19 protein-coding genes and 1 pseudogene are annotated in these 23,246 nt (G+C 46.3%); 13 read left to right on the top strand and 7 right to left on the bottom strand.

All coding sequences use genetic code 11. The features are described from left to right. Positions 1-43: 43 nt before the first annotated feature. The 5 genes from ICN35_RS00325 to dnaA form a co-directional block, all read right to left on the bottom strand. Complete coding sequence (locus tag ICN35_RS00325) at positions 44-265, bottom strand: DUF3717 domain-containing protein (RefSeq protein WP_216123411.1); 222 nt, start codon at positions 263-265, stop codon at positions 44-46. A gap of 14 nt (positions 266-279) precedes the next feature. Next, on the bottom strand, positions 280-774 hold the full coding sequence (locus ICN35_RS00320) for an SET domain-containing protein (RefSeq protein WP_216123410.1): 495 nt from the start codon (positions 772-774) through the stop codon (positions 280-282). A 2-nt stretch (positions 775-776) separates the two neighbouring features. Further along, on the bottom strand, positions 777-3,275 hold the full coding sequence (gene gyrB, locus ICN35_RS00315; protein ID WP_216123409.1) for a DNA topoisomerase (ATP-hydrolyzing) subunit B: 2,499 nt from the start codon (positions 3,273-3,275) through the stop codon (positions 777-779). An 11-nt stretch (positions 3,276-3,286) separates the two neighbouring features. Further along, positions 3,287-4,402, bottom strand: coding sequence for a DNA polymerase III subunit beta (gene dnaN / locus ICN35_RS00310; protein WP_216123408.1), 1,116 nt, complete (start codon positions 4,400-4,402; stop codon positions 3,287-3,289). 264 nt (positions 4,403-4,666) lie between these two features. Further along, positions 4,667-6,094, bottom strand: a complete 1,428-nt coding sequence (dnaA, locus tag ICN35_RS00305; protein WP_216123407.1) for a chromosomal replication initiator protein DnaA — start codon at positions 6,092-6,094, stop codon at positions 4,667-4,669. A 222-nt stretch (positions 6,095-6,316) separates the two neighbouring features. Between dnaA and rpmH the strand changes: the two genes are divergently transcribed. From rpmH to mnmC, 7 genes and pseudogenes are all read left to right on the top strand, one after another. Continuing rightward, positions 6,317-6,451: a 50S ribosomal protein L34 gene (rpmH, locus tag ICN35_RS00300; protein ID WP_011903922.1), complete on the top strand. Its 135-nt coding sequence runs from the start codon at positions 6,317-6,319 to the stop codon at positions 6,449-6,451. Positions 6,452-6,531: 80 nt separating this feature from the next. Further along, on the top strand, positions 6,532-6,777 hold the full coding sequence (gene rnpA / locus ICN35_RS00295; protein WP_370625638.1) for a ribonuclease P protein component: 246 nt from the start codon (positions 6,532-6,534) through the stop codon (positions 6,775-6,777). Then, positions 6,674-7,021: a membrane protein insertion efficiency factor YidD gene (yidD, locus tag ICN35_RS00290; protein WP_216860781.1), complete on the top strand. Its 348-nt coding sequence runs from the start codon at positions 6,674-6,676 to the stop codon at positions 7,019-7,021. Before rnpA ends, yidD begins: the two co-directional genes overlap by 104 nt. A 6-nt stretch (positions 7,022-7,027) precedes the next feature. Next, positions 7,028-8,704 carry a membrane protein insertase YidC gene (yidC, locus tag ICN35_RS00285; protein WP_216123402.1) on the top strand — a complete coding sequence of 559 codons (1,677 nt, stop codon included), beginning with the start codon at positions 7,028-7,030 and terminating at the stop codon, positions 8,702-8,704. Positions 8,705-8,746: 42 nt separating this feature from the next. Beyond that, the gene (gene mnmE / locus ICN35_RS00280; protein ID WP_216123401.1) at positions 8,747-10,108 is read left to right on the top strand and encodes a tRNA uridine-5-carboxymethylaminomethyl(34) synthesis GTPase MnmE; all 1,362 of its coding nucleotides are present in this window, start codon (positions 8,747-8,749) and stop codon (positions 10,106-10,108) included. A gap of 90 nt (positions 10,109-10,198) precedes the next feature. After that, positions 10,199-12,064, top strand: a complete 1,866-nt coding sequence (locus tag ICN35_RS00275; RefSeq protein WP_216123400.1) for a phosphoenolpyruvate carboxykinase (GTP) — start codon at positions 10,199-10,201, stop codon at positions 12,062-12,064. Between the two features lie 46 nt (positions 12,065-12,110). Beyond that, positions 12,111-13,202 (top strand): annotated as a pseudogene (gene mnmC, locus ICN35_RS11345) (FAD-dependent 5-carboxymethylaminomethyl-2-thiouridine(34) oxidoreductase MnmC); the annotation flags it as partial. Here the strand turns inward: mnmC and ICN35_RS00270 are convergent. Together ICN35_RS00270 and dprA are read right to left on the bottom strand one after the other, a co-directional pair. Further along, complete coding sequence (locus ICN35_RS00270) at positions 13,172-15,835, bottom strand: DNA topoisomerase III (RefSeq protein ID WP_370625637.1); 2,664 nt, start codon at positions 15,833-15,835, stop codon at positions 13,172-13,174. The pseudogene mnmC and the gene ICN35_RS00270 overlap by 31 nt on opposite strands. A gap of 205 nt (positions 15,836-16,040) precedes the next feature. Then, positions 16,041-16,724 carry a DNA-processing protein DprA gene (gene dprA, locus ICN35_RS00265; RefSeq protein ID WP_216123399.1) on the bottom strand — a complete coding sequence of 228 codons (684 nt, stop codon included), beginning with the start codon at positions 16,722-16,724 and terminating at the stop codon, positions 16,041-16,043. Positions 16,725-16,800: 76 nt separating this feature from the next. Here dprA and def point away from each other — a divergent pair, with 76 nt between their 5' ends. The 6 genes from def to ICN35_RS00235 are packed head-to-tail and all read left to right on the top strand — an operon-like array spanning position 16,801 to position 23,236. Beyond that, a complete protein-coding gene (def, locus tag ICN35_RS00260) occupies positions 16,801-17,316 on the top strand; it encodes a peptide deformylase (protein WP_216123531.1) in 516 nt (171 codons plus the stop codon). A 9-nt stretch (positions 17,317-17,325) separates the two neighbouring features. Beyond that, positions 17,326-18,330, top strand: coding sequence for a methionyl-tRNA formyltransferase (fmt, locus tag ICN35_RS00255; protein WP_216123398.1), 1,005 nt, complete (start codon positions 17,326-17,328; stop codon positions 18,328-18,330). A gap of 16 nt (positions 18,331-18,346) precedes the next feature. Next, positions 18,347-19,663, top strand: a complete 1,317-nt coding sequence (gene rsmB / locus ICN35_RS00250) for a 16S rRNA (cytosine(967)-C(5))-methyltransferase RsmB (protein ID WP_255535635.1) — start codon at positions 18,347-18,349, stop codon at positions 19,661-19,663. After that, on the top strand, positions 19,660-20,241 hold the full coding sequence (locus ICN35_RS00245; RefSeq protein WP_216123396.1) for a DUF4390 domain-containing protein: 582 nt from the start codon (positions 19,660-19,662) through the stop codon (positions 20,239-20,241). Before rsmB ends, ICN35_RS00245 begins: the two co-directional genes overlap by 4 nt. Beyond that, a complete protein-coding gene (locus ICN35_RS00240; RefSeq protein WP_216123394.1) occupies positions 20,238-22,550 on the top strand; it encodes an ATP-binding protein in 2,313 nt (770 codons plus the stop codon). Before ICN35_RS00245 ends, ICN35_RS00240 begins: the two co-directional genes overlap by 4 nt. A 2-nt stretch (positions 22,551-22,552) precedes the next feature. Further along, entirely contained in the window at positions 22,553-23,236 is a 684-nt protein-coding gene (locus ICN35_RS00235) for a response regulator (protein ID WP_216123388.1), read from the top strand. The last annotated feature ends 10 nt before the right edge of the window (positions 23,237-23,246 follow it).

Genomic DNA, 23,246 nt, shown 5'->3' with positions numbered 1-23,246 from the left:
TTGCTTTATATAGCGATAACCCTAAACTTTAGGGGTTTATAGCTTAGCTTTGGGTAAGCTTATTAAATGCTTGGATGGCAGTTCTTGCAAGCTCATCCAAAACATCCAGCGGCATCCGTTGCGAGCCCTGAACAATCATGAGGGCATATGGTTTGGCAAGGGCCGCCGCTTCGGGACATAAACGCAACTCATCCCCCACCGCTGGAGATTGATTGCGCCAATAATTAATGGCCGCCTCAAGCTCTTGAATGGTGATGTACAACATAAAAAGTGCGTGGTTTATTTTTTATCTTGCGCAAGCATTGTGCCGCGGCACTTTTTAGCCCCACAACGACATTCGTAATCTTTTTTCATCTGCTTAGTGACGCGACCCTCAATGTCCAGGGAGTAGTCATAAAAAAGTTCTTCGCCAACCTTAAGGGCTCGCTTGGCATAAATGAAAACGCGTGGCTTACCATCGTAGATATCTTCGCGCGTTTCGCAACTAGGTTTACAAGAGTGATTAATCCAACGTGCAGCATTACCGCCATACTTAGCATCAATCACGCGACCATCATCTAGGGAAAAATAAAATGTATGGTTTGGGTCTTTGGGGTCATGTGGATGGCGCTTCTCGGCAAGCTTCCAACTAATGCGCTCCCCTTTGTACTCAATGATTACCTGGCCTTTTTTAATAGGCTTAACTACAAAAACGCCTTTGCCATGGATCGGTGAAGACTTCACAACAATAAATGACCGATCCACCTTTGGTGGTTTTAATTTTTTAGATGGCATATTTAAACGTCTAGGTTGCGAGCAATAAGTGCGTTCTTTTCAATAAATGCGCGACGGGGCTCCACTTCGTCGCCCATCAGCGTTGTAAAGACTTGATCCGCAGCGATTGCATCTTCGATTTTTACTTGTAATAAAGTGCGAGAGCTCGCATCCATGGTGGTTTCCCACAGTTGGGATGGGTTCATCTCACCAAGACCTTTATATCGCTGGCGGCTTAAGACACGCTCTGCCTCGGACAACAACCAAGAAAAAGCGCCCCTAAAGTCATTAATGGTTTGCTCTTTTTGATTTTTATCTGGATCGCCGCGGCGCACCCGTGTGCCAGGCAAAACCCTGCCCGACAAAACAGCTGCTGCATTCGCAAGGCTTTGATAGTCATCGCCATGAACAAAGTCAGAATTAATTGTGGATAGCTTGAGGTTGCCATGAATGCGGCGCGATAACAACAAACGAAAACGCTCAGTGCGATCTTCTTTTTGCACAATAATTTCTGGTGGCAGAGCCAGTGGATTGAGCGAATCAGCAAGAGCCAACCTTAATCGATCCGCAGATTCATTCGCTGATTTTTCGGTATCCAAATTCAATTGGGTACCAGAAGCAATGGCTCGCAGTGCATCTTCATCAATGGTGCGAGACAAGCGATCGACAATCGACTGAATGACTTGGTAGTGCTTGGCCAACTCGTTCAACGATTCGCCCTCGATCAACTCTCCCGTCGGGATCTGGAGAGAAGCGGTTTCTAAGGCAATCTTTAGCAACAATTGATTGAGCTCTGCGTCGTCCTTAATGTATTGCTCGCTCTTACCAAACTTCACTTTATAGAGTGGTGGCTGAGCAATATAAATGTGGCCACGCTCAATCAACTCTGGCATCTGCCTATAGAAGAACGTTAAGAGTAGTGTACGAATGTGGCTTCCATCTACGTCCGCATCGGTCATGATGATGATCCGGTGATAACGGAGTTTGTCAGCTTTATATTCTTCAACGCCAATACCGGTGCCCAACACCGTAATGAGTGTTACAACCTCTTGGCTTGCTAGCATTTTGTCAAAGCGGGCTTTTTCAACGTTCAGAATTTTTCCCTTTAAGGGAAGAATTGCCTGGAAGCGACGATCTCGCCCCTGTTTGGCAGAGCCACCTGCGGAGTCGCCCTCAACAATAAATAACTCGGACTTTGCTGGGTCTTTTTCTTGACAGTCTGCCAACTTACCAGGCAAACCCAAACCATCTAATGCGCCCTTGCGTCTTGTCATGTCGCGCGCCTTACGCGCAGCTTCACGGGCACGAGCAGCGTCGACAATTTTTCCACAAAGAATTTTTGCGTCGGCTGGTCGCTCCTGCAGGTAAGCGCTTAAGGCCTCAGCAATAATTTCTTCTACCGGTCCCCGAACTTCGCTTGAAACCAGCTTGTCTTTTGTTTGGCTGGAAAATTTTGGCTCTGGCACTTTCACCGACAAGACGCAGGCAAGGCCTTCGCGCATATCATCGCCAGAAATTTCTACTTTTGCTTTTTTGGCTACTTCGTTTTCATCAATGTATTTGTTAATGACTCGTGTCATCGCAGCACGCAAACCAGTTAAGTGGGTGCCGCCATCCCGCTGGGGAATGTTATTGGTAAAACAAAGCACTTGTTCGCTAAAGCTGTCATTCCATTGCATTGAAACTTCAGCAGTAATTTGACCGCCGAGGTCGGAAGGGCGAACGCCTTCGGCATAAAAAATATTAGGGTGTAGAACGTTTTTGGTTTGGTTGATGTATTCAACAAAACCTTTGACGCCACCAGAAAATGCAAAGTCTTCTTCCTGGCCAGTACGCTGGTCAATCAATTTAATATGTACCCCGTTATTCAAGAACGAGAGTTCACGAATACGCTTTACTAGAATTTCATAATGAAACTCAACATTTCCAAAAATCTCTTCGTCGGCTAAGAAATGAACTTCAGTACCTGAAAGTTCGGTGTCGCCTGTAACGGTAATGGGTGAGGTAGCAACGCCATTTTCCTGTTGGATATTCCGATTCTGAATAACGCCACGAGCAAACTCCATGTAATGTGCTTTGCCGTCACGACGAATCGTGAGCTTTAACCACTTTGAGAGTGCATTGACGCAACTTACGCCCACACCGTGCAAACCACCAGAAACCTTATAACTGTTTTGGTCAAACTTACCGCCAGCATGTAACTCAGTCATCACAATTTCAGCCGCACTTCTCTTTGGCTCATGCTTGTCGTCGTACTTGATGCCAGTTGGTACACCCCGTCCGTTGTCCACAATTGAGATGGAATTATCGGTTTGTATAACAACCGTAATCTCGGAGCAGTATCCCGCTAATGCTTCGTCAATTGAATTATCTAAAACCTCAAAAACAAGGTGGTGCAATCCTGTGCCATCAGAGGTGTCTCCAATGTACATACCAGGACGTTTACGAACAGCTTCTAGACCCTCTAAAATTTGAATCGATGCGGCGCCGTACTGCTCTACTGCTTTTTTTTCTTCAGTCATGTTCTTCTAAATTAAATGCGCATTGGCATTACAACGTACTTAAAGTTCTCTGATCCAGGTAATGTAATCACAGCACTGCTGTTTGCATCTCCCAAACTAATTTGAATTTTTTCACTCTTTAGGTTTGCTAAGACATCTAGTAAATAGCTCACATTAAAGCCAATCTCTACTGCATCGCCGCCATATTCGGTCTCAATTTCTTCCTGCGCCTCTTCTTGCTCAGCATTGGTTGATTGAACGGTAATGCGATTTGGTGATAGGGAAAAACGAACCCCTTTAAATTTGTCGGTGGTCAAAATCGCAGCGCGTTGAAGTGCAGCTTGCAGTACATCGCGATCAACTGTTAAAGAGTTTTTATGTCCCTTGGGAATTACCCTTTGGAAATCTGGAAACTTACCTTCAACCAGTTTAGAAATAAGCTCAATATCCCCAAAGGCGAACTTCACCTGATTTGCGGTTAGACTGATTTCTAAAGGCTCATCAGAATCTTCAAGAAGGTGTTGACACTCTAGAATGGTTTTGCGAGGAATAATAATTTCTTGTCTTTGACCTGAACCAGACGGAGCTTCAGCAAGCTCCACTTGGGAAAACGCCAAGCGATGACCGTCAGTTGCAACAGCGACAACCTCTTTACCCTCAATCACCAACAACATACCATTTAGGTAATAACGGATATCTTGCTGCGCCATTGAGAAATGAGCTTGACTAATAAGTTGGCGGAAACTCCTTTGTGACATCTTCCAGGCTGCCGTCACCTCACCAACACTTTGCATTACAGGAAACTCTGTAGCAGATAGGGTTTGCAGCGAAAAGCGGCTTTTGCCACTCTGTACTACCATGCGATTGTCTTTAAGATTGAGCGATACCGGCCCTTCTGGTAAAGCGCGCAAAATATCCAACAACTTTCTTGCTGCCACGGTTGTCGTTACATCCTCTGAGCCAACGCCAAAATTTGCGTTAGTGGTAATTTGAATTTCGATATCAGTAGAAACAAAAGATACCTTCTCGCCACTCTTTTTAAATAAGAGGTTAGCCAAAATGGGAAGTGTATGTCTACGCTCAACAATCCCACTAACCACTTGTAGTGGTTTTAATAAATTATCGCGAGAGGTGTTAACAAGTTGCATTGCTTTTAAATCCTTGTATATATCTTAGTAGTAATAGTAATAAGGCTTCGTTTTTCCGTGGATAAGTCAAAAACCTCAAACAAAACAACACATTAAACATCTAAAAATCTGTGGAAAACTTCTGTATAAAGACTGCATAAAAATGGGATAACTTTTTACCAACACCCTATTTTTGCATGAAGTGTGGAGTCTTCACAATTTATCCACAACCAATCCCCAAACATATCCTCATGGTTACCCACAAGCTTATCCACAGGCAAAAAATTATGCTTTCAAGGTTTGCTCGATAACGTGAATTTCGTGGTTCAGCTGGCTATCATGCGCCCGTTCGTCACCAATCTTTCGAACGGCGTGTAGAACGGTAGTGTGGTCTCTTCCGCCAAAGAGCTCGCCGATCTCAGGGAGGCTTTTTTGGGTCAACTCTTTTGCCATAAACATGGCGATTTGGCGTGGGCGCGCAATGTTAGCCGGACGCTTTTTCGAGTACATATCAGCGACCTTGATGCTGTAAAAATCAGCAACAGCTTTTTGAATATTTTCGACAGAAATTTGACGGTTCTGGATTGAGAGAAGGTCCTTAAGGGCGGTTCTCGCAACCTCTATGGTTACCTCGCGACCGTGGAAGCGAACAAAAGCCAAAATCTTACGTAAAGCCCCCTCTAACTCACGAACATTTGAGCGTAGGTGTTTTGCTACAAAGAAAGCAACATCCTCACTCATGGGGATGCCCTCGCTCACGGCCTTCTTCATCAAAATAGCTACCCGCATCTCTAGCTCAGGGGGCTCGATTGCGACTGTTAGGCCAGAGTCAAAACGAGAAATCAGGCGATCGTCAATCCCTGCCATCTCTTTGGGATAGGTGTCGCTCGTAATAATGACTTGGGACTTGTTGCTCAACAGGGCTTCAAAAACGTAGAAAAACTCTTCTTGAGTCCTCGATTTTCCGCTAAAGAACTGAATATCATCAATCAATAGAAGGTCTAGCGAGTGGTAGTAGCGCTTAAAGCGGTCGAAGGCTTTTTGTTGATAAGCCCTAACCACATCTGAAACATATTGCTCCGCATGAATATAGCGAATTCGGGCATTTGGCTTTTCTTTTAAAAGGTGGTTGCCAATCGCATGGATTAAATGGGTTTTTCCTAAACCAACCCCACCGTATAAAAACATGGGGTTGTAGGATGTCCCCGGGTTGTGGGCAACCTGAATCGATGCGGCCCTTGCTAGTTGGTTTGCCTTACCGGTTACAAAGGTTTCAAAGGTGAGGTTTGGGTTTAGTTTTGAGTGATCCTCAATCTCGAAAGACTGCTCTTCCACAGAAATGGTAGGGGCAACCTCAATGGCTACCCTGGCCTCAGAGGCCTCTACTTCTTTGGCGGCAATCATTACTGAGGGGCTTGCTGAGCTCTCTAAGGCAAGTACGAAACTGACATTAATTGGGTTACCAAAGTATTGGGAGGCAAGTTCTTGAAAGCGGTCCGCAAAAGTTTTCTTAATCCAGTCTAACTTAAATCGGTTTGGCGCACCTAATGTTAGTGAGTGTTCACTCTCTTCAAAAGAGATAAGGGTTAAGGGCTGTATCCAGGTTTTGAATTGTTGAGGCGACAGCTCGCGGGACAGGGCACCAAGGGCGCTATCCCAAAAACCCAAGGGGCTGACTGAATTCAAGGCGGGAGGATTTTGTAGGTTGCTCATATTTTTGGAGAATCCATTGTAGCCACCTCACAAAGTTATCCACAAGGTAAAAGTTCGTGGAAAAACTGTGGATAACTTGTGAATAAAAGAAAAAATCCCTTATGAATTAATGTTTTAGTCAAAAAGTAAGTAAAAATAGAGAAAAACACCTACATATTTATTGAGATAGATTGACCTTTTGCCTCGCAACAAGGAAAATAGTGGGTTTTCCAGGGATCTATCATGAAAAGAACTTATCAACCATCAGTAACGCGTCGCAAGCGCACCCACGGCTTTCGTATTCGTATGAAAACCAAGAGCGGACGCGCTGTATTAAATGCACGCCGCGCAAAAGGTCGCAAACGTTTGGCTGTGTAATTTAGCCATTGAATAGCGCAAGGATTTCTGAATTACTTAAATCGCGCCCCAAAACAAATCTGTCTTGGGGCTTGTATTCTGTGGGCGCTCAAAATGGCGCCAAGCCCGATCTGGGAATTGCAGTAGCCAAAAAATTGGTTAAGCGCGCCGTAGACCGAAATCGCCTAAAGCGAATGATTCGTGAAATAGTTTGGACTGCACAGGCAACGGCATTTAACAACGATGTTGTCGTTAAGCTTAAAAAGCCAATTGGTCGTCAAACTCGCGGCAGACTCAGAAAAAAAGAGAAAGATCTCCTGCGCTCTCAGGTGGCGGAGCTTATTTAGGGTGCGCGTTTTAAATAAGGTCGCAGTGAGCTTGGTGCGCTTGTACCAACTTGCGCTTAGCCCTTACATTGGCATGCGGTGTAAGTATGTACCTAGCTGCTCCCAATATGCCTGTGACTGCTTTCATCATTATGGATTTTTCAAAAGCTTTGGCTTAACGGCATGGCGCATTTTGCGTTGTAACCCTTTGTCACAAGGCGGTTATGATCCTGCTGTAAAACAAACGTCTCAATCATTTAAGTGAACACAAATGGACTTTAAAAAAACAATTCTTTGGGCTGTGTTTTCACTATCAGGCCTCATGCTGTACAACAATTGGCAGGTTCATGAGGGCAAACCATCGATGTTCGCTGCTGCCCCAGTTGCAGCGCCCGCAGCCGCAGACAAGACAGGCACAGCCAGTAAATTAGATGTGCCCACGCAAATTTCAGGTGCCACTAAGACCGCTACAGCAGCGCCGACTGCAAATGTTGGCTCAATTGAGGGCGCAGAAAAGTTTGTATTACAAAACGACGTGCTAGTTTTGGAGATAAGCGCAAGCGGTGCAAATGTTATTGATGCAAAACTCCTCAAAGCCTTAACTGCGGAACAAAAACCGGTTGAGCTATTCCAATACACACCAAACCATAAATATTTTGCGAGATCTGGGTTAATCACCCTCAACAACAATGATTTGCCAAACCATACAAGCACCTTTAAGTTGGTTCAGTCTGGCAAAGATGGTTCAGGCAGACCGTTTGTTGTGCTTGCCAGCGAACGAGGTGGCGTAAAGCTCGAAAAAACCTTCATCCTTAATCCAGGAAGTTATGTGGTGGATGTCGGTCACCGGGTTACACAAAGCGTGACAAATCCAAACCCTTTGGTTCTCTATACCGAGATTGTGCGTGATGGTTCGCAAGAACAAAAAATTGGACCGTTTGATGGTGCTTTCTCTGCTAGCACCTTTACTGGACCAGCTGCTTATACCGACAAAGAAAAGTTCAATAAGCTTGAATTCACGGAGATTGATAAAAACAAAATCACACTGCCAAAGCAAGTGCCTGCAGGCGATCCAGCTTGGATTGCCATGGTGCAACACTATTTTGCTAGCGCCTGGATTCCAGGCGATAAGGTTGTCCGTGATATCTACGCTGGAAAAATTGATAACGGCCTGTATCGCGTTGGCATGCAGACCCCATTGGGTATTGTTGCGCCAGGAACAGTGGTGACTGAAAAAGCACAGCTCTTCGTTGGACCACAAGAAGAAAAAGTTTTAGAAACCATCGCCCCAGGTTTTGAGCTCTTGAAGGACTATGGCTATCTCACCATTCTTGCCAAACCTATTTTCTGGTTGTTGGAAAAAATCCACGGTTATGTAGGCAATTGGGGTTGGGCCATCATTCTGTTAACAATCTTAATTAAATTGGTCTTCTTCCCACTCTCCGCTGCTAGCTATAAATCGATGGCTCGCATGAAAGAGGTTCAGCCGCGTTTGATGGCGATGAGAGAGCAATACAAAGGCGATCCACAAAAGCTTAATCAAGCCATGATGGAGATGTATCGCAAAGAAAAAATCAATCCACTGGGCGGCTGTTTGCCTGTAGTGATTCAGATTCCCGTATTTATTTCTTTGTACTGGGTATTGTTGTCATCTGTCGAAATGAGAGGTGCGCCATGGGTTCTTTGGATACAGGACTTATCCGTGCCGGATCCTTTTTACATCTTGCCAGTGATCATGGCGGTATCCATGTTTGTGCAAACTAAACTTAACCCAACCCCGCCAGATCCAATTCAGGCTAAGGTCATGTTGTATATGCCGATCGTGTTTTCGATCATGTTCTTTTTCTTCCCTGCAGGCTTAGTTTTGTACTGGGTGGTTAATAATTTGTTGTCCATTGCACAACAGTGGCAGATCAACCAAATGTTTGGAAAAAAAGAAGCCAAGTAATTTGTTGATGGCATAGCATTTCATGAAAAACAAACAGCAATGATGACTCGTAAGCTTCCCATCATTGCTGTAGCAACCGCCCCAGGTAAAGCTGGGGTTGGTATTGTCCGCTTGAGTGGACAATACCTAAGGCCAATCATCAAAGCCCTTTTTCAAAGGGATCTACTTCCTCGCCAAGCAACCCTGCTCAGCTTGCGCGATGCGGGCGGGCAGCTCATCGACCAATTGGTAGCAATTTATTTTGTCGCACCCGCTTCGTTTACTGGCGAAGATGTTTTGGAGTTGCAGTGCCATGGCGGCCCTCAGCTGCTTGAGCTAGTAATGAGGCGCTGCCTCGAGCTTGGCAAAGAAGCTGGTCTCGTTATCGCTGAGCCCGGCGAGTTTACTCTCCGCGCGTATCTCAACAACAAAGTTGACTTAGCCCAGGCTGAGGCAATAGCAGACTTGATTGATGCTCAGAGTGAGTCGGCCGTTCGTGGAGCTGCTAGATCCTTGCAGGGCGCCTTTTCAGACGACATCAATAGTCTTGTTGAAGAAATTACCCAGCTAAGAATTTTGGTGGAATCGACCCTTGATTTCCCCGAAGAAGAAATCGAGTTTCTAGAAAACGCGCAAGCACGCGATCGTCTTTCGGCAGTGAAAACAAAACTTCAAGCGCTGCGCAACAACGCCAAGCAAGGAAAAATTTTGCGCGATGGCATACAGCTGGTATTGGCTGGCGCCCCCAATGTTGGCAAGAGCTCACTCTTAAATAGGCTGGCCGGTGAGGAAGTTGCTATCGTGACTCCTATTGCTGGCACCACCCGGGATAGAGTGAAAGAAAGCATCCAGATTGAGGGGGTGCCAATGCACATTATTGATACCGCTGGATTAAGGCAAACCTCGGACGAGGTTGAGGCAAAGGGGATTGAGAGAACCTGGGATGCGATTCGTCTGGCAGATTTGATTATTTTCTTGACCGCCCCGAATGCTGAAAAAGAAGCTAATGATTTAAGGCTTCAAATTTTGGATGCCGCACCCGCTAATTGCCCCGTTTTGGAGTTGATGAATAAGTCTGATTTATTGGATAAAAATTCCGGCGTCATAAAAGATAGGGCTTTGTTGATTTCGGCGAAAACAGGCGAGGGTGTTGAAGCCCTGAAACAGAAAATTCTCGAAACCGTTGGCTGGAGTGGCCCTCAAGAAGGGGCAATTGTTGCTCGCAGGCGCCACTTGGATTGTTTAGAGCGCGCCGCCGAACATATTGAAAAATCAGAAAAATTTGCTGCAAATGGTAATAATTCGCTTGAATTGTTCGCAGAAGAGCTATCTTTGGCCCAAAATCATCTTGGCCAAATAACGGGCAAGCTCCTACCAGATGACCTTTTGGGCAAAATTTTTAGCCAATTCTGTATCGGCAAATAAGAGCTTGGTCGTGTGACTTGCTGAGCCGTCAAATATGTCCAAAATGATAAAATCATTGGATTAAAAAATTCAATCTTCATGGGGAAACATATGACTTCAACTATTAGCGGCCAAGTGAATGCGAATGCGCCGGCTTACGTAAAAAACGAGCGTTTAATTGAGTGGGTTTCAGAGGTGGCTGCACTCACAAAGCCTGACGCCATTCGTTGGTGCGACGGCTCTCAAGCTGAGTACGATGAGTTGTGTGAATTACTAGTAAGTGCCGGGGTTTTCAAGCGACTCAATCCTGCAAAACGGAAAAATTCATTTTTAGCGCTTTCTGACCCAGAAGATGTCGCCCGCGTTGAAGACCGCACTTTCATTTGTTCGGCTAAAAAAGAAGATGCTGGACCTACCAATAACTGGGTGGAGCCAAATGAAATGCGCGCAACATTAAATCCATTATTTGATGGTTGTATGCGTGGCAGAACAATGTATGTAGTGCCATTTTCAATGGGCCCAATCGGCTCGCCAATTGCCCACATCGGAGTCGAGTTATCTGACAGCCCTTATGTTGCAATTAATATGCGCCTCATGACCCGTATGGGCAAGGCAGTGATCGATCAGTTGGGCGCAGATGGCGAGTTCGTTCCTTGTGTCCACACCGTAGGCAAGCCATTGGCAGCCGGTGAAAAAGACGTTGCATGGCCGAATAACAAAACCAAATACATTGTTCATTACCCAGAGACGCGCGAGATTTGGTCTTTTGGTTCAGGCTACGGTGGCAATGCTTTGTTGGGGAAAAAATGTTTCGCATTGCGTATTGCATCCAATATGGGTCGCGATCAAGGTTGGTTGGCTGAGCATATGTTGATTCTTGGCGTAACTTCACCTGAAGGCAAGAAGTATCACATTGCTGCCGCATTCCCATCCGCCTGCGGAAAAACCAACTTCTCTATGATGATTCCGCCAAAAGGATTTGACGGCTGGAAAGTCACCACAATTGGTGATGACATTGCATGGATCAAGCCACGCAAAGACTCGGTTACCGGCAAAACACGTTTGTTCGCGATCAACCCAGAGTCTGGTTACTTTGGTGTTGCCCCTGGCACAAACCGTCAAACCAACCAAAACTGTATCGATTCCTTAAACCAAGATGTGATCTTTACGAACGTTGGCTTAACTGATGATGGTGATGTTTGGTGGGAGGGTTTGACAGAAACTCCACCAGCACATTTGATTGATTGGCAGGGGAAAGACTGGACTCCAGCAGATGGCGCTGCAGGCCGCAAAGCTGCGCATCCAAACTCACGCTTCACAGTAGCCGCGACCAATAACCCTGCAGTAGATCCAAAGTGGGATGACTCAGAAGGCGTTCCAATTGATGCGTTCTTATTCGGTGGCCGCCGTTCTAATACCGTGCCATTGGTAAGTGAAGCGCGCGATTGGGTAGAGGGTGTTTACATGGCTGCTACTTTGGGCTCAGAAACCACCGCTGCGATTACTGGTCAAATTGGCGTCGTACGTCGAGACCCATTTGCAATGATTGCGTTTGCTGGTTACAACATGAGCGACTACTTTCAGCATTGGCTCAACATTGGTAAGAAGCTTGAGGCGGACGGCGCCGTATTGCCGAAGATCTACTGTGTGAACTGGTTCCGTAAAGACGAAAATGGCAAGTTTATATGGCCAGGCTTTGGCGAGAACATGCGGGTTCTTTCATGGATCTTGAATCGTGCTGAAGGTAAAGCAAGCGGTAAAGAAACCCCATTTGGTATTTGCCCAGAACACACCGATATGCATTGGGGCGGCCTGGACTACTCTGCTGAGAAGTTTGCTAAAGCGATCCATGTAGCCGTTGATGACTGGAAAAATGAGCTGAAGCTGCACACAGAATTGTTTGATCACCTTGGCGAGCGTTTGCCTAAAGAGTTGCAAGAGACTCGTGCCAAGATCGAACAGCGCTTGAACGTGTAAGCTGCAAAGCTATTAGTAATTTTTACGCTACCCCTAGATTAAATTAATGACCGAACCCCAACACCATGAAATCGTGGTGATTGGGGCAGGCATTTGTGGCGCAACCATCACAAATGAGTTACTCGAACGCGGCAAGTCCGTCTGCGTTATTGATGCCTCTCACTCCCCTGCTACCGCTTGTTCCAGTCATGCCTTTGCGATAGCGCACCCGCATATTGGAAAAGGCTCCCCTCGTTTATTACGCTTAACGCGCCTGGCATTTTTGTTGGCCGAAGCTCGGTGGGGAGAGACTTGGAGAGCACATGGTATTTTTCAGCCGACAAAAAAAGATAGAGAGTTTAATCGCGCAGAAGTCTCGGCCCACCTTCATTCTCTAGATTTAAAAGAAGACATTGCGATTGCTCTCGATGTTGAAGAAGCCAGAACAATGTGTGGCATCTCACAAAGCGGTGTTTGGATTTCTCGCGGGGCTTGCTTAAATTTATTGGAGGCAAGCAAGCAACTACTGAAGGAGCATGAGCGCCTAACATGCCTTTGGAGTACTCGTATTACAAAGCTGGAAGAGTGCAATGGAATATGGCACTTATTTGATTGCTCAAACAATGTGCTCATCAGTGCGAAGAAGATCGTGATTGCTACAGCAATCGATAGCAAAGATTTAATTAATAGCCTCGGGGTGCGTCTCCCCCTAAAACCAGTGCGCGGGCAACTCAGTATTTTTTCAATTGGGCCCGATGACCCTTGGGTGTCAAAGTTGCCCAAGGTAGGCATTTCAGGGGATGGCTATTGTTTGCCAGCAGAGCAGCTAGAAGACGGCAGCTATCGCTGGATCGTTGGCTCTAGTTTTGATGAAGGCGAGGATGACTTGTCTCCAAGAGAGGCGAGCGATGAATTTAATCGCGCACAGGCAAAAGGCTTGCTTGACTATCCAGAGGGGGATTCCAGCAGCCTTATTAAAAACGATGAGTTTGTTGGCGTGCGCTGTGTTGCTGGCGATCGTCTTCCAATCATTGGAGCGCTTCGTCAGCGCCCGGGAATTTTCTTGGCTACTGCCTTGGGGTCAAGGGGGATTTTGTGGTCAGCCTTAGCGGCTAAGCTAGTTACAGCTCAGCTACTAGAGGACGACTTTGCCTTGCTTACGCGCTTAGGTTTTGCTGCGGACTTAGTTGCAGCGCTGGCACCCGCACGTTTCTTAGCGGGCGCTTTGGCTGCACCAGGTGCTTTAGCCTCAAATTCAAAACCAATTTTTCCATCAGAGCCAAGTGCTAAGTAGGCCTTAAAGCCTCGCCCAGTGCGGTTAGATTTGAAGTTGGTAAGCAGATCCGTCTTACCTTCTTTGAGCAATTTTTGAATTTGTTCAGCCGACACTTCTTGCTGAAGGACAACTTTACCTGTTTTGAAGTCGCAAGATTTACTAGGGCCAGTATTGTTTTCGCAAACATAGCGCATACCATCTTCATAAACGGCACCAGAACATTTTGGACATACGCCTAAAGCTTGGCGACCGGTGAAATCTATCGCTTCTGTTTCGTCATCTTGCGTGTTGCCAAAATCAAACTCTAATTTAAAGCCTGCATTTGGATAGTCAGCATCATCTTCTGGAATTTCAGTTAGCTTGATGATGGCGGCAAACGGGCGACCTATTTTGCTGCGAAATCCTTGTAAAGGCCCAATCGTTTTTTCACGTAACAACTCTTCTACTTCAGGGTATTCAAATGCGCGCCCACCGGGAGTTTTGCTAATCGTAAAGCCACATTTTTCACAAGCAAAGCGACGATAGTTTTCTTTCACCGGCCCTTTGCAGTGTGGGCAGGGCGTAGTCATTGTCGCGTAGTCGCCTGGGATAGTGTCGCTGTCATATTCTTTTGCGCGCTTCACAATGCGTTGAGTCATCTGTGCAATTTCTTGCATGAAGGTGTCGCGATTCATCTTCCCTTGCTCGATGAGCGATAACTTATTTTCCCAGCTGCCCGTTAAATCAGGGCGAGTTAATTCTTCTACATCTAAGCCGCGCAGCAAAGTCATTAGCTGGAATGCTTTCGCGGTAGGAATTAGTTCACGCGCTTCGCGCACAATGTATCTTTCGGCCAGCAAGCCTTCGATGATGGCTGCTCGCGTTGCTGGAGTCCCAAGACCTTTTTCGGCCATGGCTTCCCGCATTTCATCATCATCAACCCATTTGCCTGCACCTTCCATTGCAGAGAGCAAGGTTGCTTCTGTATAGCGGGCTGGGGGCTTGGTTTTCAAGGGCACAGAAATCACAGATTCCGTTTGAACCGTTTCACCTTCTTGCACTGGCACCAACTCATCATCTGCCTGATTCGATTTGCCATAAACAGTTAGCCAACCCGGATTTACAAGGACACGACCCTCTGTTTTGAAGTGATGCCCAGATGCTTCGGTAATCCGAGTCGTGACCCGGAATTCAGCAGCAGGATAGAAGACAGCCAAGAAGCGACGCACTACCAAGTCATAAAGCTTTGCTTCTGGCTCGCTCAAACTCTTCGGCGACTCAAGGGTTGGGATGATCGCAAAGTGATCAGAAATCTTGGAGTTATCAAAGATTCGCTTATTAGGTTTGATCCAACCGTAACCCGCTTTTGCTTTGGGGTCCTTGGGATCGCCCTGCAAAATTTGTTTAGCAAACGAACGATATTCTTGCGAGTGATCTGCAAGGTTCTCCATGGTTTGCTTCACGGTATCCAAATAATCTTCCGGCAGCGCTTTTGCGTCAGTACGGGGATAAGTCAATACTTTATGGCGTTCATACAAAGCTTGCGCAAGGCCTAGTGTGTTTTTTGCAGAGAAACCAAAACGTGCATTAGCTTCGCGCTGCAAGCTAGTCAAATCAAAAAGTTGTGGTGCAAGCTGGGTCGCTGGTTTTGCTTCTTCACTGACGGTTGCTTTTTTTCCGCGACAAGCCGCCACAATACTTTGCGCTGCAGCTTCGCTCCAAAGACGATTCTCACGAGCATCAGGCTCGGCAACATCTTTCTTAAACTTAGGATCAAACCAACGACCTTCATATACTCCAGCTGCAGCAATAAACTCCGCCTTTACTTCCCAATAATCTTTTGAAATAAATTTGCGGATGAGTTCTTCACGCTCTACAACAATAGAGAGAGTTGGTGTTTGTACGCGACCCACAGTAGTTAAGAAGAAGCCACCACTCTTGCTATTGAAAGCAGTCATGGCGCGGGTGCCATTAATACCCACGAGCCAATCAGCCTCAGAGCGGCAGCGTGCTGCATCAGCAAGCGGCTGCATATCTTCATCGCTACGCAGGTTAATAAAGCCATCACGAATGGATGCTGGCGTCATCGACTGAAGCCATAGGCGTTTAATCGATTGCGATGCTTTTGCATGCTGGGCAATCAGTCTGAAGATAAGCTCACCTTCGCGCCCTGCGTCACAGGCATTAATCAATGAAGTAACGTCTTTACGCTTGATCAATTTTTGTAACACTTTTAAGCGCGACTCTGTTTTAGCAATCGGGCGCAAATCAAAATAAGGGGGCACCACTGGCAGGTTGGCAAAAGACCACTTGCCACGTTTGACGTCATATTCTTCTGGCGCAGCAATTTCTAAAAGATGGCCAACAGCAGACGAGACTAGAAAGTCATCGCTTTCAAAATAGTCCTCATGCTTGGTAAAGCCGCCCAGGGCTTTAGCGATGTCATTGGCAACCGAGGGTTTTTCGGCAATGATCAGCGCCTTTGGGTTATCCACGGATGAGGTCTTGGAACTGCTTTTGGTAGATGCTTTAGCCACGCGTTTGCCTAAATTTGAGCCTGAATAAATGTTTTTAATAGGGAAAAAGGATGATCAATTTAAACCAAATTACGATTTAGCCTATTGCAGATCCCTTTTTTATTATTAACCGATAAATCCTGAAAAGTCCAAAAAAGCCCTTTTTAAAGCATTTGAGATTCCTATTAGGCGACTTTTTGTTGGATAAAACCCTCTTAAAATCCTTTTAAATGGGGTTTTTGAGAAAAATGAGCTCTTCCAGCACATCTTGGGGGCTTCGAACCAACTTGGCCCCCTGTTGTATGAGTTGATGGCAGCCTGCAAAAAGAGGGTCATCAATGGAGCCGGGTAAAGCAAAAACCTCTCTTCCCAGCTCACAGGCAAGACGGGCAGTGATTAAGGAGCCTGATTTTTCAGCAGCTTCGATTACTACTACACCTAGTGACAGGGCTGCAATGATGCGATTGCGCCTGGGAAAGTGAAAAGCTTTTGGACCAACCCCCGGTGGAAACTCTGAAACCAATAAACCATGATGCCCAATCGTCGTCATCAGTCCTTGGTGCTCCGGAGGATAGGCAATGTCTAGCCCAGTCCCGCATACGGCTAGCGTGTGATGGTTTGCCCCAAGACCAAGTGTGGCGCGGTGTGCTGCCCCGTCAACTCCCTTGGCTAGCCCGGAAATAATGGTGCCACCAGCCTTAGACAGGCTTTGGGCAAAGTGGCTGGCATTTTTGAGTCCTTTGGCACTGGCGTTGCGCGAGCCCACAATGGCGACCATGGGCATCAGCAGCAGCCCAATATTCCCTTTTATATATAGGCAACTTGGAGGGTCGAAAAGATCATTGAGCCGAGCTGGGTAATGTTGATCCCCGCGCACAATTTTGCGGATGGTTCTTGGTATTGATGACATAGGTAGCAAACATTTTGATCTGCGGGGGATTATGAACAATCAGGACAGACGGATTGCTCTGTTAGATAATTCCTACATGGCTTTGTTAACTGTCCTTTGTTACCCCGACCCACGCTTGCATAAAGTTGCTAAATCTGTGGCGCAGGTAGACGCTCGTGTTAAAAAAATTGTGGCTGATATGGCTGACACTATGTATGAGGCGCCTGGAGTTGGGTTAGCTGCAACACAGGTCGATATTCATGAGCGCATTGTTGTGATTGATGTTTCTGATGAGCAAAATGAGTTGATGGTTTTTATTAATCCAGAAATTATTTGGGCGAGTGCTGAAACAAAATCTTGGCGCGAAGGCTGTCTTTCAGTGCCTGAGTTTTATGATGAAGTTGAACGCCCAGCCCAAATACGCTTGAAGGCTTTAGATCTTGATGGCAAGGAGTTTGAGATTGAGGCTGATGGACTATTAGCCGTTTGTTTGCAACACGAATTAGATCATCTGCAAGGCAAAGTATTTGTTGAGTACCTATCCTTGCTCAAGCGAACTCGTATCTCACAAAAAATGAAAAAGCGCGCCAAAGAATTGGTAGGTCAGCGCTAGTCGCCCTGCATGAAGATTGTCTTTGCCGGCACCCCTGAGTTTGCAGCGCAAGCGATGCGCGCAATTGCTGAGGCTGGCCATGAAATCGTGCTCGCGCTCACTCAGCCTGACCGCCGCGCTGGTAGGGGAATGCATTTGCAAGCCAGTCCTGTCAAAGAGTTTGCATTAGAGAAGCAGATACTAGTGATGCAGCCAGAAACGCTCAAACGCAATCATCCTGATGCGCAAAAAAAGCTACAGGCAGAAGAAGCATATCAACGCTTATCCCAGCTTGATTTTGATGCGATGGTGGTAGTTGCTTATGGCTTGATATTGCCCCAAGAGATTTTGGATATTAGCGAACGTCCAGATAGGCATGGAAGTTTTAATATTCATGCATCCTTATTGCCTCGTTGGCGCGGCGCTGCTCCCATTCAGCGCGCTATAGAGTCAGGCGATCATAAGACGGGCGTATGCATTATGCAGATGGATGCGGGCCTTGATACGGGCGACACGGTTTTGCTTGAGGAGCTTGAAATTGCTCCCAATGAAACAAGCGTGACCTTGCACGATAGATTAGCTGCTTTGGGCGCAAAGTTAATTGTGAACACGCTTGCTCAGTTGGGGGGTGTTAAATCTTTGGCTCGCATACCGCAATCAAATATAGGCATTACCTATGCAGAGAAAATATTAAAAGCAGAGGCTGAGATTGACTGGAGCCTGAGCGCAAAGCAAATTGATGCTCGTATTCGGGCGCTTAATCCTTTCCCTGGTGCCAGCAGTAGTTTTACTGGGCATGGGATTAAATTTTGGAATTCATGCATGCCAAAAGAGGCTCCTAGTAAGTCGGGTTTGCCTGGCGAAGTTCTGGGGTTTGGCGAGGAGAGTATTTATGTGCAGTGCGGCTCTGGTGTGCTTGAGGTTATAGAAATGCAAAAGCCCGGCGGAAAAAGAATGAACGCAAAACTTTGTTTGCAAACATTTGATGTTGCTGAAAAACCATTTTGTTTTAAAACAAAGGTCGAGCAATCTTGACGTCGAGTAAAACCCATTGCTAGATCAAAAAACAGCCCAAAGCCTACCACTTTCAGAGGCAATCACTATTGCCGCACAAGCTATTGGTGAGGTTATGAGTGGCAGGTCTCTTACCGAAGTGTTGGACCAACTAGATGCCCACGAGAGACCCATAGTTCAAAGCTTGAGTTTTGATGCGCTGCGTAAATGGGTTCGCTCTCATGAATTGATAAAACAATTTGTACCCAAAACTCCGCCACCTGAAGTTGATCACTTATTGAGTGTTGCAATTGCGTTGTTTATGCGCGATGGTACCGAGGGCAAAGGCTATGCAACCCATACGATTGTTGATCAGGCAGTCAGAGCGTGTGGCGAGTACGACCAAACCATGTATGCCAAGGGCTTAGTAAATGCTGTGCTTCGCAAAGTGAGTTTGATTTTGCAGCCCCCCGAGGGCAAACCTAGTTACCCGCCAGACCCTATCTCGATGTATGTTCCCGCGTGGTGGCGCGCAAACCTCAAGCGAAATTACTCGAAGCTATGGCAAACCATTTTGTTTGCTCAAGCGAAGCGCGCACCCTTCATTTTGCGAGTGAATCAAAAACAATATACGCGGGAGCAATATCAAGCTTTATTAAATGATGCTGGTATTGCATCTTTTCCCATTGAGTCGGTAGCAGGCATTACTTTACCCAGTGCGCTGTTGATCACAAATCCTGTGCCTGTTTCTGAGTTGCCGGGTTTTTATAGTGGTGCTGCATCAGTACAAGATGCTGGCGCTCAATTAGCAGCAATTCTATTGAACCCCCAACCTGGTGATTTAATACTAGACGCTTGCGCAGCGCCAGGAGGAAAGACAGCCCATCTATTAGAGCTAGTAGACTGTCAGATGGTTGCGCTAGAGTTAGACGGCTCTCGCCTTGGAAAAATTGGCGGCAACTTAGATCGATTGCGCTTGCACTCTGAAAAAGTAAAGGTAATTCGCGGTGACGCATCAAAAGCTGCTTGGTGGGATGACACTCTCTTTGACAAAATTTTGTTAGATGCCCCTTGCTCGGCCTCAGGCATTGTTTCTCGACATCCAGATATTCCATTTTTACGGCGTGAGGCAGACATCAAGTCCTTGCAGAAAAAGCAACGTGAAATCTTGACCCAGGCATGGAAGATGCTCAAGCCCGCAGGACTGCTTTTATACGTTACTTGTTCGGTGTTTCCGGAGGAGGGTGAAGAGCAGGCAGCTTGGTTTGCGCAGCAGCATGGCAATGCGGTACGATTAGATGCTCCAGGACAGCTTTTGCCAACCGAAGCGAACGATGGTTTTTACTATGCTTTGTTTAAGAAAAATGGGCCATGAGCCGAAGAATTAAACAATTCATCTTTTTGGGTTTGATGGCCTTGAGTATTTTTTCAACGGCCGTTAATGCCGAGGGCATCAAAATCAAATCCTTTGAGCTAGAGAAGGTCGATAACGATTGGCTGCTAAATGCCACCTTCCAAATTGAGTTGTCGCCAGGCTTGGAAGATGCTGTACAAAAAGGCGTTGTGCTTTATTTTCAGACAGACTTTGAGTTGACGCGCTCGCGCTGGTATTGGTTTGATGAAAAACCAATCTCTGCCCAAAGACAAGCGCGCTTGTCTTATCAGCCCTTGACTCAGCAATATCGTATTGCCTCCGAAGGCTTTAGTTTTTCTGCCAAAACGATTTCTGAAGCCTTGCAAGCGGTTGGCAGTATTGGTGGTTGGCGCGTGATTGATAACAGCCAGCTTGACCCCAGTAAAGCATACACCGCAAGCTTGCACATTGCCTTGGATTTAAGCAAGCTACCCAAACCATTTCAGGTAAATGCCCTGAACACTAGAGAGTGGAATGTCTCTAGTGATTGGTTCCGCATGCCTTTCTCTACCGGCGGATCAAATCTAATTAAGCGATGAGACAAGCTATAACATCGGCTAAGCCCAGCTTCTTTGAATCCAAGGTCTGGAGAAAAAAAATACTTCCAGCTGCAATAGGCTTGATTGGAGCATTAGCATTACTGCTATTGGCTTTGTTATCGATTGCTTCCTCCAACACCGAATTCTTTGACCGTTACTTTATTTGGCTTTATGCAGCAAACCTGGTCATTGGCGTTTGCTTAACGCTCGTCATTTTGACTTTAGCTATCGTGATTGCCGTGCGTTGGCGTCGCGGTCACTTCGGTACACGTTTGATCGCCAAATTGGCAATGATTTTTGCGCTAGTGGGGGTGGTGCCAGGATTAATTTTGTACGGAGTTTCTCTCCAGTTCGTTTCCCGAAGTATTGAAACTTGGTTTGACGTCCAAGTCGAATCTGCTCTCAACTCGGGCCTTGAGTTGGGGCGCGTTACTTTAAGGGTTGCCCAAGAAGAAATCTTGGCCGAAGGTAATTTCATTGCCGAACAAATTGTGCTGGCTCCTGCTGGCTCAAGCACGGAGCAGGTTGCGAGCATGGCAATGAAGATTCGTAATCAATTTGGTATTCAAGAACTTAGTCTGTTTAGCGTCCAACGTACTTTGATCTTTACTAGTGAGGTAAAGCCTAAAAAGTATTTTCCTCCCCCTGGTGAAGAGGTCATTGCAGAAGCATTTAAAAAGAAGGGCCTGACCTTCGTAGATCAAACTGAAATAGATGCTGGGCAGCGTGGGTATAGAGTAAGAGCGATTGTGCCAATTGTGCGCAAGAAATCTATCCAAGGAAAACCCGATCCCAACAAAGAGCTAGACGATAAATACTTTCTTCAGCTGGTACGCTTCATTCCCGGCCCACTATCTAAGAATATTGATGCGGTTGAATCTGCCTATACTGATTATCAAGAGAAGTCTTTGGGCCGCACCGGTTTGCGTAAGATGTTTGTTGGCACTCTCACACTGACACTCTTTTTTGCATTATTTGTCGCGGTGATTTTGGCCTTACTATTAGGCCGTCAACTTGCCAAACCATTGCTGATGTTGCTCAAAGGAACTCAGGCAGTTGCCCAAGGCGATTTGTCGCCCAAGCCAGAGCTCGATACGGGCGATGAGCTTGGCATGCTGACACGGCAATTTAATGTGATGACCAGGCAGTTGGCCGACACGCGCACATCTTTGCAAGAATCCAAGGCCTTTTTAGAAAAGGTTTTGGGAAGCCTCACTGCAGGGGTGTGTATCTTTGATAAAAGCTATAAGGTAGTGTCTAGCAACGCTGGCGCAGACCGCATCTTTGCACAAGATTTAACCCTTTTGGACGGCAAACCCCTGAGTAGTAATCCTGCGCTTTTGGAGTTTGAAGAAGCTATTAAAGAAGGCTTCGCAAGCTTGAAGCTTGCCGTTTCTAATGATGTGTCTGATTCTGCAGCCGAATCAGCCCAACAGGCGGCGCCTATATGGCAAAAACAAGTTCAGCTTCATACTGCTAATGAATTTGATAATGAGTTAGGTGTAACCTTATTTGTACGTGGCACACAGCTGACGACAGATCTGCGCATGGTGGTCTTTGATGACATTACTGATGTCATTAGTGCACAAAGATCGATTGCTTGGAGTGAAGTTGCAAGACGCCTTGCCCACGAAATTAAAAATCCACTGACCCCAATTCAGCTCTCTGCTGAGCGCTTGCAACACAAACTTGCGGGTAAGCTCAGTCCCGAGCAAGAGGACATGATCAATCGCAGCACCGAGACCATCATTGGACAGGTCCAAGCCATGAAAGAAATGGTGAATGACTTTAGGGATTTCGCAAAGACCCCCACACCACAACTAAAGCCCGTCTCCATTAATACGCTCACCACGGAAATACTCGGTTTATACGAGGGCAGTCCCTTGCGAACCCAGCTCGATCCACGCTGCCCAAATATCTTGGGAGACTCAACTCAGCTGAGACAAGTTATTCATAATCTGCTCCAAAACGCTCAAGACGCTACGCTGGAGGGCAGTCATCAGGCTGAACCAGTCGAGGTAAAAACAGAGTTGGTGGCTTATGGTGAGCAAGATGGGGTCACTCAAAATGCAGTGCGATTTACAATAAGTGATTGTGGAGTTGGATTTCCAGCTAAGATATTGGCAAGAGCATTTGAGCCTTACGTAACAACTAAGAGTAAAGGCACGGGATTAGGCTTGGCGGTCGTTAAAAAAATTATTGACGACCACGGTGCCAAAATAGAAATACGAAATCGTATGCGAGGAGAAGAAGTGGTCGGTGCACAAGTATCTATTTTGTTTATGAACTTAGCAAAAGAGGCGGCCTAAGCATGGCGAGCATTTTGGTCGTGGATGATGAGATGGGCATTCGTGAGCTTCTCAATGAGATTCTGACAGATGAAGGTCATACTGTTTATGCTGCAGAGAGCGCTATTCAGGCGCGCACTATTCGTGAACAAATGCGTCCTGATCTGGTGCTGCTAGACATTTGGATGCCAGATACTGACGGTATTACTTTATTAAAAGAGTGGTCAAAGACTGGGCAGCTAACCATGCCAGTAGTCATGATGTCTGGTCATGCCACGATTGATACAGCCGTTGAGGCCACACGCATTGGCGCACTGAACTTTTTAGAAAAGCCGATTGCTTTACAAAAACTTCTGAAGACCGTCAGCAAAGCCCTAGAGAATTCACCAAAATATATAGAGCCAGCAGAAGAGAGAGTAGTTCAGTCCAGCCTAGCTGCAGGCGCTTCCCCAAAGTCGCTTGCTACTGAGCCTGCTCCAGCGCCTGCCGAAGGCGAGTTCATCAGTGGAATCGCCAAAACGTATTTTGATCTACCCCTACGAGAAGCCAGAGATCTTTTTGAAAAGGCCTATTTTGAGCATCAAATGCAAATTATGGGTGGCAGCATGACGAAGATCTCTGAATACACTGGACTAGAGAGAACGCATTTATATCGTAAGCTCAAAGCTTTAGGAATTGATACATCACGCAATAAGGGCGAGCAATAAGTCTGACAAT

This window comes from Polynucleobacter sp. es-GGE-1 (genome assembly GCF_018882005.1).
Lineage (GTDB): Bacteria > Pseudomonadota > Gammaproteobacteria > Burkholderiales > Burkholderiaceae > Polynucleobacter.
Note: the sequence above shows the minus strand (reverse complement) of the source record. Positions and strands in the feature narration are given on the sequence as shown.